Here is a 10,386-nt window from a genome sequence, read left to right on the forward strand (position 1 = left end):
AAAGCTGTCTAAAGATCAGTTTGTTAAGGTTCAATCATTCCTTGACGTCATCTTGTTGGTATCGATGACGTTTCGCACCAGAAACTAACTATATAAAGACGTTTCCTCCGCCGATTTTATAGAAGTTCTGGCGATTTCGCAAGAAACCCCCAGAACGGCTATTATTCTTACCTATTCGCCCGTGTAGCGGAGCACGGTAACCTTGCTGGTTTCAAGCGCAGAATTAACGGTCAAATACTGGCCGGTGTGGGTCAGGTGCAGCGTCCCAATCGGGGCCGGCACAGTTTCTTCGGTCCAGGTTTGGCCGCCGTCGGCGGTGCGCAGAGCCACCACTTTGCTGCCGCCGCCGGCCAGGCTCATCACGATGACTCCATGGTCGGCATCGAAAAAGCGGATAGCGACTGAGGGGGGGTAGCCGGGGGGATCGGCAGGTAGGAACTTCATTTGTCCATATTTCGTCAGGTCTAATGTTACAGACGACCAGCTATTGCCCCCATCCTGGGTTTTGTGTAAAACGCCGTCGGAGGTTAAGACATAGCCTTCGCTGGCGGTGCGGAGTGAGATAGCTTCAATATCTTTGACGCCTTCAGGGAGGGGCACTTTGTGCCAGGTTTTGCCCCGGTTGGTGGTCAATTCGATGACGCCCTTCTTCAAAGTCCACCCTGTTTGGGCATCGGCAAAACTTATGCGGCAATTATTCCCGCAATAATTGTTGCATGCTTTGTCTACGTTTTCCCAGGTTTTACCGCCGTCGTCACTCACGCTGGTGTTGCTTAAGTTACATTGCCAAACGGTTTGGGCATCCACGATGTCCAGACTGTAAATTCAGCCACCGCTGGTGTCGGCCATGGTCCAGATTTCACCGCCGTTGGTAGTGTATTGGGCTTTGCCGGCGGTGTCAGCCCCTCCGGTGAGGCCGAAGTTTTCATCAAGAAACGCGGCCATGCGCATCGGTTGTTCAACCTCGATGTCAAGGACAACCTGCCACGGGCTGTCGTTTGGGGCTGCGGCGGGCGCTTCGGCCGGTTCGTCGGCGGCAGGGGGTGCCGCCGCCGACGCGCACCCGGCTATCAGTAGCGCTACCAATACGATTAAAAACATAAAAACTCTGGTGTATTTCATTTTGGTTCCTCCTTATTCTGTAATATATTTGGACAAAATCTACTTTATATACGTTCAGAATAAGTTATTTAATCACCAAATCCGTCATCAACATTAAATTGCCAGGCTTCTCCAGGGTAACGCAGCATGGTCACGTTGGGGTTAAGCAGACCGTAAAGGGTCAGGAACCGACCATCGCGCGTCAGATAGGGCATTTCCGCCTGCCACGTCTGGCCGCCGTTGGCGGTGCGCCAGGCAAGCACTTTGCTCTCCCCGCCGCCGATGAGGCTCAGGACGACTACTTCTTTTTAGGTTTGGCCTTGGGTAACTTGGGCAAGGCCCGGCTGGGTTTTGGCCCAAAATCCGGCATGGCCGGTGGATGTTGGGCCATTAGCTGCAAAATTTCTTTGATGCCCTGCTCCAGTTGGGGGTCTTTGCCTTTGGCGTAATCCTGCGGTTTAACCTCCACTTCAAGGTCGGGATCGGTGCCGTAATTTTCTACGCCCCAGCCTACGTCTTCAAACCAGTAAGAAAATTCCGGCTGGGTGGTGTACGTGCCGTCTACCAGCGAGTGCCGGGGCCAGATGCCAATCACGCCGCCCCAGGTTCGTTTGCCGATGAGCGGCCCCAGGCCCATCACCTTAAAAGCGTGGCTAAAAATGTCGCCGTCGGAACCGGCGTACTCATTGGTTAAAGCCACCATTGGCCCCAAAACCGAATGGAGCGGATAAGGCCGGGCTTCGCCGTAACGCGGCTTGTTGTAACCAATGCGGCGGCGGGCCAATTTTTCTAGCAACAATTGCGATACATTGCCGCCGCCGTTGAAGCGCACGTCTACCACCAGGCCCTCTCGCTCAGACTCGACCCGGTAGTAACGATGAAACTCGGCGTAGCCAAAAGCGCTCATATTGGGCACGTGAACGTAACCCACCCGGCCGGCCGTGGCCTCGTGCACCTGCCGCCGGTTGGTTTCTACCCACTCCCGGTAACGGGCTTGCGTTTCACCACGCAGGGTTTTCACCAACACCGTCCGGGTAGGGGGCGCTTCCGGCGCGGCCTTATTTTCTTTTTCTCCGGTTTGGGTTTCCGCTTCATCATTGCCGGCGGCGGCGGCGGTTTTGGCCTGGGCCGCAAACGTTAACTGCACTTCCACGCCGGCCCGATTCACCAGGAGTTGTTGGGGCGATACCTCCCGGCTCAACCGTTGACCGTCAACCGCCAGCAATACATCGCCCTCCTGCACGTTGACCCCCAGGCGGCGCAGGGGCGAGTCAAATCGCTCCAGCCAGGAGTCGCCCCGGACAATGTGGCTGAGGCGGTAACCATCGGCGGCGGGGTCGTAGGTAAAATCAGCGCCCAGAAAGCCCTGGGCGTAACGCGGCGCGGGCCGGTAATCGCCGCCCAATTCATAGGCGTGCGATGTGCCCAATTCGCCCTGCATTTCCCACAACAAATCGGAAAACTCGGCCCGCGTGGCCACCCGCTCTACCAGGGAGATGTAACGCTGATACACCAATTGCCAGTCAACCTCCGACATATCCTCGCTCCAAAAGTGGTCGCGCTGCAAACGCCAGGCTTCCTGGAACATCTGCCGCCACTCGTCGGGCGGGTTGACCGCCACGCGCGCCCGGCCCAGGTCCAGCCAGCCGCTTTTTTTGGCATAAACCTTGGCCTCGTTATCCGGTTTTTCGCCGGCCTTGAGCACGCGCAAATTTTTGCCGGAGCGATAAATCAAAAAATTCCGGTCGCGGGACACGTCAAAATTATTGACCCCGCTCACGATGAACTCTTTTTTTCGTTCGGCCAGGTCGTACACTTCCAAAACACCCTTGCCCACCTTATCGTCGTCAAGCCAATCATCGTGCAAGCTACCCTCTACCGGAAATGAGCTAAAAACTACTCTGCCTTTGTTGGTGCCCTTGATCTGGTGGTAAAGACTCTCTGGCACAGGAAAGGCCGCAATGCGATGTTGGATGCCGTCCAGATCAATCTGGATGGGTTCTTTTTTCTCCTTGTCTTTATCCTCTTTTTGATCCGCTTCGGTTGGAGCGGCCTCATTCTTTTTTGGCTTTTCCTGGCCTTCCTCCTTTTTGTTGTTTTTGTCGTTTTCTGAAGTATCCTCGCCGGGTAGAGGGATGAAAGGATTGGGCAAATCTTTTTGCAGGGTGACCAAATAGGGCCGCCCCCCGCGCGGAAAACTCAGTTCAAAATAATGGCTGTCGTGGACCGGGTCAAAATCTCGATAAGAAATGAAGTAAAGGTATTTGCCGTCCGGGTCAAAACTGGGGCCATAATCGTACAGGTCGTGGGGCGGGGTGACAAAATGGGTCTCGCCGCTTTGCAGGTGGCACAACTTTATGGCCGAAGTAAACAAGGAGGTTCTGAAACTATAGGCCACCCACCGGCCGTCCGGCGACCAGGCCACGCCGTAGATACGGCCGTAGTTACTTTTGTCCAGCACTTTTAAGATTTTGGATTGCAAATCAACGTGGATGAGTTCGTAACGGTGATTGCCAAAAACAATAGCGTCGTCAAGGGGCGATACTTTAAAGAAGAGCGGGCGGCCAATGTCCAGGCCCGGCAGCGACTCCACCGCCCGGTCGGTCGGCGAAAGAGAAGCGTCTTTATGAATTTCAATCACTTCCTCACCGCTGGCATCGCTCAACATTACCAGCCGTTGTTCATTGTTGAGCCACTCCACCAGGCGATAGCGCGCGCCGTGCGGCCGGCCATATTGAATGGCCGCACCCTCCCAGTTAGACATAACAAACGTTTTGCCCCGCGTAGAAAAGGCCACGCTGTGCCCCTTGGGGTGCAAGGTGTAGTGGTCAATATAGGCCGCCGCATTGACGAATTTACGATTGCACTGCACGCGGGGGCTGTGAAATTTAATTTTGAGGGGGGTCACTTTTTCTTGGGCCGGGTCAAAAATATATAGGTCGGCCCCGGCCCGGTAAACAAGGCGCCGGCCGTCGGTGGCCGGGTTGCGCGCGTAATAATCCTCATGATGGGTGTGGCGCTGCACATCCTTACCCTGGGGCGTGCAGGAGTAGATATTGCCAATGCCTTCGTGATCCGACAAAAAATAAACGCGCTCGCCCAGCCACAGGGGGTTGGCCATGTTGCTTTTTAACTTTTTTAAAAGGGGCTTAAATTGCCCGTTGCCTTTGGGGTCAATCCACATGTCGCCGGCCGTGCCGCCGCGATACCGCTTCCAGCGGGCCAGGTCGTTGGTGCGGCGGCCAATCACTACGCCTCCTGCAGGGCCGTAAGAAACGGAGCGGGCCGGGCCGTAGGGCAACGGCTCCGGCTGGCCGCCTTTAAAATTGACGGCGTAGAGTGGGGTTAAACTGGCAAACGGCTGCCCGGCATTGCTGGAAAATATGATTTTTTGCCCGTCCGGGGTCCAGCCCAGGACCACGGTCTGGCTGCCCAGCCAGGTGAGCCGGGTGGCCTGGCCGCCGGGGGCCGGCATCACGTACACTTCCGCTTCGCCGTCCTCGCGGCCCACAAAAGCCAGCCACTTTCCATCCGGCGACAGGGCCGGGTGAGACACAATGCCCAAATTGGCCGTCAGCCGCCGCGCCACCCCGCCCCGGGCCGGCACTGCCCATAAATCATCTTCGCACACAAACACCACTGTATTTTGGTGAATAGTTGGATTACTGTAGTAACCGTTGGTTGTCATTTATCTTCCCCTGAGAAGGTTTTACAAGTAGCAGCGTAACAGGTGTAGCAGAGTAGCAAGTGTAGAAACTCTACGATTAACTACACAAGGTAGTAAATGTAGCAGGTTTAATCATTTGTGGGCAACACGTTGCCTTGCTATGGGTTTGTTGTTCCGCACCGCCACAATCTCCGCCAAGATGCTCAAGGCAATTTCAGCCGGCGAGCGTCCGCCGATGTCCAGGCCAATGGGCGCGTGTAAACGCGCCAGGTGTTCCGGGGCCAGGTCGTCGGCCAGGAGACGCTCCACTCGTTTGGCGTGCGTTTTGGCGCTGCCCAACGCGCCAACGTAAAAGGCCGGACTGGGCAGGGCCAGTTTCAGGGCTGGGTCGTCCAGTTTGGGGTCGTGGGTCAGCGCCACCACGCCGGTTTCAGCGGTCAAACCGATTTCCGACAGGGCTTCATCGGGCCATTGCGTTAGCAAATGATCGGCATGCGGAAATCGCTCACGGGTGGCAAAGGCGCTGCGGGGATCCACCACATAAGTGTGAAAATCAAAGCGTTGGGCCAGGTGAATCAACTCGCCGGCAATGTGGACGGCCCCCACGATGATGAGGCGGGGCGCGGGCCGGTAAACGTCAAAAAAAACGTCCACTTCCCCCTGCCCCACAGGATAACGCCGGGTGGCACACGTCCCTTGCTTCATCAGCTCCTGAGCATCTTGCAAAATCGTGTCGCGCAAGGAAGTCGCCAACAGGGGGCCGGTTGGCTCGCCTTCAGCCGGAATGACGACTTTCTGGCCCAGCCAGCCTTCAGGCCCGCGCACCACGTTGGCCAGGACAACGCCTTTATCTTGTTTGAGATAATTTTTTAAGAGAGAGAAAAAGGACATAATAAAGTAGACGGCAGATGGGAGACGCCGGCGGGCAATTGCTCTGGCCTTGTCTCTTGACTGTTGTTTTTACCAATCCAACCGCTCGACGAAAATTTCAATGGTTCCCCCGCAGGCCAGGCCGACCTGCCAGGCATCCTCGTCGCTGACGCCAAAGTGCAGCAGTGTGGGCCGGCCTGTTTTGATAACGCGCAAAGCCGCTTCCACCACCGCCCCCTCCACGCAGCCGCCGCTGACCGATCCAATCATTTCGCCCCGCTGATTGACGGCCATTTTGGCCCCCGGCGCACGAGGCGAGGACCCCCAGGTATTGATGACGGTGGCCAAGGCAATAACATCCCCCCGGGCCTGCCAGTCGGCCAGGTTGGTCAATAATTCTTGCATAAGGGTATTGTACACGTTGAAGCAGGGTTTTAAAAAATCAAGAGGAATGAATGGTTTTGGGGATCAGGTTTTGCGTTCTTTTAACTCGGCCAGGGCTTCTTCGCGCAGTTTGCGGCGGAGCACTTTACCGGCGGCTATGGCTTTGGGCAGGTTGTTGCGAAAAACAACCGCGCGCGGCTGTTTGTAGGGGGCCAAGCGTTCCCGGCAAAAGCGGCGAATTTCGGCGGGCGTGGCTGTTTGGCCGGGTTTGAGAACCAGGTAAGCCGTTATCTTTTCGCCGCGCACGCCGTCGGGCAGGCCAATCACCGCCGCTTCCAGCACTTTGGGATGTTGGTAGAGCACCTCTTCCACTTCGCGGGGATAAACGTTGTAGCCGGCGCTGAGGATCAGGTCCTTTTTGCGGTCAACAATGTAAAAATAACCTTCTTCGTCCATGGAGGCAATGTCGCCGGTGCGCAGCCAACCATTGCGCATGGCGGCGGTGGTTTCGGCGGCAGCCTGCCAATAGCCCTGCATTACCTGGGGGCCTTTGACCATCAATTCGCCCACTTCGTTGACGCCAAGTTCTCTGGTCCAATCGTCAATGTCCACTATTTTGGCCTCTGTGCCGATGATAGGCACGCCAATGCTGCCCGCTTTACGCTGCCCTTTACGGGGGTTCACGTGAGTTACCGACGAGGCTTCGGTCATGCCGTAAGCTTCGGCTATGCGGGTGCCGGTGCGGGCTTCAAATTTTTCCATTACGTCCACGGGCAGCGGGGCCGCGCCGCTGAACATGGCTTTGATGGAGGTCAAGTCAAGTTGGTCAAAACGCTTATAATTATTCAGGGCCACAAACAGAGCCGGCACCCCCACAAAAAAAGTGGGGCGTTCAGCTACCAGCGCCTCAACAACAGTTTTGACATCGGGCTGGGGAATTAGCACCAAAGTAGCGGCCAGGTATATACCCAGGTTCATAATGCCGTTCATGCCGTACACGTGAAAAAAGGGCATAATGGCCAAGGCAACGTCCTCGGCATCTTGATGGCCAAACAAGAGAAACGTTCTGATCTGGGCCAGGCTGGCAATTAGATTGCGGTGGGTGAGCATGGCCCCTTTGGGCAGGCCGGTGGTGCCGCCGGTGTATTGCAAGCAGGCTAAATCGTGGGGAAAAACGTCAATCTTTGGTGGCCGGTGGTGTTGGCCCTTCAGTAACTTGGTGAAGGAGAGCACCGTGTGGTCATATTTCACCTTAACCCATTTACCCTGGCGGCGCAGTGCCAGAGGAGCCAGGTAACGTTTAACGGGGGGGATGTAATCTTGCACGCTGCTCAGGATGACGTGCCTGATTGATAATTTTTGCCTGACCGCTTCAATTTGGGGCCAAAACATGTCCAGGCTGATAACTGTTTCAACCTGGGCATTGCCCCACTGAAATTCAAGTTCGCGCTCAACGTAGAGGGGATTGGTCATCACCGTTACTGCGCCCAGGGAAACAACGGCGTAATAGGCAATGATGGCCTGGGGGCAATTGGGCAGCATAATGGCCACCCGGTCGCCCTTGCGCACGCCCAACTGGTGCAAACCGGCAGCCAGTTGGTCAACCTGCGCTTTTAACCGGCGATAATTCAGCCGTGCGCCCATAAAAATAGTGGCGGTTTGGTGGGGATACTTCTCGGCGGCATTGCGTAGCAAATCGGGGAGAGTCAGCGAGGGGATGATTAATTCATCCGGCACTTCGTCGTCGTAAAAGTTCAACCAGGGCTTGGGCATTTGAGGTCTCTTAAGCTGCAAAACTTGGCGTTTAACATTTTAATTATACAAGTTTTGCCGTAGAGAATCAACACGACTTTTGTTCTAGCCCCTGAGTGAGCCATCAGGCCAGGCGCAAAAAAACAAACACCCCTACCAGACCAGCCTATTGGCCCGCAGGGATGTTTTGGCTTAAAAATTTGCGTTTATTGCTTTAGTTATTCATTCAGTTGTAATACAAATTCTTTGGCCTCAAAGCCCACTTTACGATGCGCGCCCGTGCAGAAGGGCTTGTGGTCAGAATGGCCGCAGCGGCATAGAGCAAGCGTTGTGCCCGGCGTGGTTTGTTTGTTACCGTCGGCATCGGTGTAGGTGGCGGTCCCCCCTATCAAATAGGGGCCATTTTCCTTGGCTTTGATTTCTATCTTGGACATAGTTCTCTCCTTGTTTATGGTTTGGCTGGGTGTGTCCAGATTTGGCTCGGCTGGCCAATGATACAGATTTTTCCCTCTGGTGGCAAAATAACGCAGCCAGGTTGTGATCTCACCGGCCCGTTACTCACTTTTCCCGTTGGCAAAATGCTGCAATAAGCCTAAACAACGCTCAGGATACTCCATAAAGGGACTATGGCCGGCGGACTCAAAACATTCCAGCCGGGCATTGGGTAGTCCGTTAGCCAGGATTTGCGAATCCTCAGGGGGAATCTGTTTATCGGCCAGGCCGCAAATAACCAACGTGGGGTGTTTGACCCTATCCATAAAGGGGCGCAAATCAAACGTGGTAAAGGCTCGCAATGCAAACTCAAGTGAACGGGTGGGCGTGTTTTTAAAATCAGGATAAGCGCGCGTGATGAATTCTTGTATTTCGGGGCGTTTTAAGGCCGCCGGTTGGTGGGCCAGCATCATTTTAAGTGAGCGAGTATAAGTGGTCAGGGTTGATTTGGGCACGGATTGTCCGGCCGCATAAAGGGGCCGGCCTAACAGGGGAATAGCCAGAGCTATCTGCCCCAGGCGGAAAAAGGAGTTGCAGCGGCCGGTCACCACCAGGTTGAATACCGCCAGCCGCTCAACCAGCTCTGGATAGCGGTAAGCCAGGGTTACACTAATCATGCCGCCCATTGAGTGGCCGATGAGATAAACCGGGGCCAAAGCCAATTGCCGGATCAGGTTTGCCATAATCTCTGTTTGATGTTCTATGTGAAAGGTCTCTTTTTGCGCCGGTTTGGTGGACCCGCCAAAACCCAATAAATCGGGCACATAACACGTGTGGGTTTGGGCTAATCCTTCAGCCATTGTTTGCCACCAGGCTTTGCTGGAACCCCAACCGTGTACCAGCACTGCGTTTCTGGGGCCGTTGCCAATTTTGTTGTAGGCGATGGAATAGCCCTGGATTTTGATGATGTGACTCATAAGCTTGACCTCTTGGAAATGCTGCTCAATCTGGCCCATAACTTCGCCCGGGCCAGGGAATCAAGCGGGGCACACGTTGTTGATAATCTTTATAAGCGGTCCCAAACTCGGCCACCAGGCGTTGTTCTTCGTGAATTGAGCCAAAATAAAAATAGAGGGTACACAAAATAAAAAGGGTGAGCAAATTAACACTCATCAGCGGTGTTAACCACAAGAACAGCAGGCTAAAAGAGTAGAGGGGGTGTCGCACCCATTTGTAAAAACCAAACACGCTGAACAAATTACTCTGGGCAGGCTGTTTTGTAAACAATTGAAGCAATCCCAGAAAATGCAAAGCCCCTGTTTGCCAGAGGGCCACGCCCAATCCTAATAGTGCCAACCCTTGACCCCCCAACATCACCCAACACCAGGGCGCAGGCACAAGGTACAATATTTTATCCGGCAAAATGATCAGCAGGGGGAACAGGGGGAGCAGCGTAATAACGGCAAAAGTATTGTAAGCCAGGCGGTACCAAGAGTCGGTAGCGGCCCCCCCCTTGCGCCGCACCCAAGCCTTTACCGGCAAACTGGCTAACAGGCTATGCACCATGGCATATAATCCAAAAAAAATAAATAAAATAAGGACGCTTGTAAACATTTCTCTTGATTATTATTAATAATAATAAGACTTATCTCCTATTTTGGGTATAGTTCTTCCGTACGGGTCAAGGGAAGTTTTTTGCGCTTCTTAAATTCGATGGTATAATTTTTCTCAGTATTGGGGCGGTTAGCTCAGTTGGTTAGAGCGCCACGTTGACATCGTGGAGGCCACAAGTTCGAGTCTTGTACCGCCCATTTATGTTTGCTGGAGCAATGGATCGAACTACTCATTCAAGAATGAGTGGGAAGTTGGTTTACCTTTGGCAGATGGATTTTACAGTTTCGGATGACTCATATAGTGCGGCTGTTTGTTGATGACGAATAGTGTAGGCCCTGCCGAAACTCGGCAGGGTTTTTTGTTTAACCAGGAGGTCTCCTATGCCCTCACCATCTCATATTCCCACCTACCTCCCCCTTGAGCAGGCCGCCCGGCACTATGGCCTGCCTCAAAAAGTGTTGACACAACAGATTCAGGCCGGTAAAATCCAGGCAGTTCAATTGCCTTCAGGAGACCTGCTTGTGGCTGCCGAAAATAATGGCCAGGATTACCAAACCAAAGATGAA

Annotated in this window: 11 protein-coding genes and 1 tRNA gene; 2 read left to right on the plus strand and 10 right to left on the minus strand. The window is 54.2% G+C overall.

The features are described from left to right. Window positions 1–171: 171 nt before the first annotated feature. From JW953_23740 to JW953_23785, 10 genes are all read right to left on the minus strand, one after another. Window positions 172–807: a hypothetical protein gene (locus JW953_23740; protein ID MBN1995721.1), complete on the minus strand. Its 636-nt coding sequence runs from the start codon at window positions 805–807 to the stop codon at window positions 172–174. Between the two features lie 18 nt (window positions 808–825). Next, window positions 826–1,122: a hypothetical protein gene (locus tag JW953_23745; protein MBN1995722.1), complete on the minus strand. Its 297-nt coding sequence runs from the start codon at window positions 1,120–1,122 to the stop codon at window positions 826–828. 68 nt (window positions 1,123–1,190) lie between these two features. Next, complete coding sequence (locus JW953_23750) at window positions 1,191–1,364, minus strand: hypothetical protein (GenBank protein MBN1995723.1); 174 nt, start codon at window positions 1,362–1,364, stop codon at window positions 1,191–1,193. A gap of 35 nt (window positions 1,365–1,399) precedes the next feature. Next, window positions 1,400–4,789 (minus strand): PDZ domain-containing protein, encoded by a 3,390-nt coding sequence (locus JW953_23755; GenBank protein MBN1995724.1) that lies wholly within the window; start codon window positions 4,787–4,789, stop codon window positions 1,400–1,402. A gap of 111 nt (window positions 4,790–4,900) precedes the next feature. After that, the gene (locus JW953_23760) at window positions 4,901–5,659 is read right to left on the minus strand and encodes an XdhC family protein (protein ID MBN1995725.1); all 759 of its coding nucleotides are present in this window, start codon (window positions 5,657–5,659) and stop codon (window positions 4,901–4,903) included. Window positions 5,660–5,728: 69 nt separating this feature from the next. Further along, window positions 5,729–6,043, minus strand: coding sequence for an XdhC family protein (locus JW953_23765; protein MBN1995726.1), 315 nt, complete (start codon window positions 6,041–6,043; stop codon window positions 5,729–5,731). 63 nt (window positions 6,044–6,106) lie between these two features. Next, entirely contained in the window at window positions 6,107–7,795 is a 1,689-nt protein-coding gene (locus JW953_23770) for a long-chain fatty acid--CoA ligase (GenBank protein MBN1995727.1), read from the minus strand. A 197-nt stretch (window positions 7,796–7,992) separates the two neighbouring features. Next, entirely contained in the window at window positions 7,993–8,208 is a 216-nt protein-coding gene (locus JW953_23775; GenBank protein MBN1995728.1) for a CDGSH iron-sulfur domain-containing protein, read from the minus strand. Between the two features lie 120 nt (window positions 8,209–8,328). Beyond that, a complete protein-coding gene (locus JW953_23780) occupies window positions 8,329–9,183 on the minus strand; it encodes an alpha/beta hydrolase (GenBank protein ID MBN1995729.1) in 855 nt (284 codons plus the stop codon). A 25-nt stretch (window positions 9,184–9,208) separates the two neighbouring features. After that, entirely contained in the window at window positions 9,209–9,820 is a 612-nt protein-coding gene (locus JW953_23785; protein MBN1995730.1) for an isoprenylcysteine carboxylmethyltransferase family protein, read from the minus strand. Window positions 9,821–9,943: 123 nt separating this feature from the next. On the opposite strand from JW953_23785, the gene JW953_23790 reads away from it, so the two are divergent. Together JW953_23790 and JW953_23795 are read left to right on the plus strand one after the other, a co-directional pair. Next, window positions 9,944–10,017, plus strand: a tRNA-Val gene (locus JW953_23790). A gap of 183 nt (window positions 10,018–10,200) precedes the next feature. Further along, window positions 10,201–10,386: hypothetical protein (locus JW953_23795; GenBank protein ID MBN1995731.1), on the plus strand; the 186-nt coding region annotated here is incomplete at its 3' end.

Source organism: Anaerolineae bacterium, assembly GCA_016931895.1.
Lineage (GTDB): Bacteria > Chloroflexota > Anaerolineae > 4572-78 > J111 > JAFGNV01.

What these genes read in the sequence shown, in the direction of transcription:
- JW953_23745 (MBN1995722.1), bottom strand. Translation starts at nt 1,122, where the DNA reads ATGAAATACACCAGAGTTTTTATGTTTTTAATCGTATTGGTAGCGCTA.
- JW953_23755 (MBN1995724.1), bottom strand. Translation starts at nt 4,789, where the DNA reads ATGACAACCAACGGTTACTACAGTAATCCAACTATTCACCAAAATACA.
- JW953_23760 (MBN1995725.1), bottom strand. Translation starts at nt 5,659, where the DNA reads ATGTCCTTTTTCTCTCTCTTAAAAAATTATCTCAAACAAGATAAAGGC.
- JW953_23765 (MBN1995726.1), bottom strand. Translation starts at nt 6,043, where the DNA reads ATGCAAGAATTATTGACCAACCTGGCCGACTGGCAGGCCCGGGGGGAT.
- JW953_23770 (MBN1995727.1), bottom strand. Translation starts at nt 7,795, where the DNA reads ATGCCCAAGCCCTGGTTGAACTTTTACGACGACGAAGTGCCGGATGAA.
- JW953_23775 (MBN1995728.1), bottom strand. Translation starts at nt 8,208, where the DNA reads ATGTCCAAGATAGAAATCAAAGCCAAGGAAAATGGCCCCTATTTGATA.
- JW953_23780 (MBN1995729.1), bottom strand. Translation starts at nt 9,183, where the DNA reads ATGAGTCACATCATCAAAATCCAGGGCTATTCCATCGCCTACAACAAA.
- JW953_23785 (MBN1995730.1), bottom strand. Translation starts at nt 9,820, where the DNA reads ATGTTTACAAGCGTCCTTATTTTATTTATTTTTTTTGGATTATATGCC.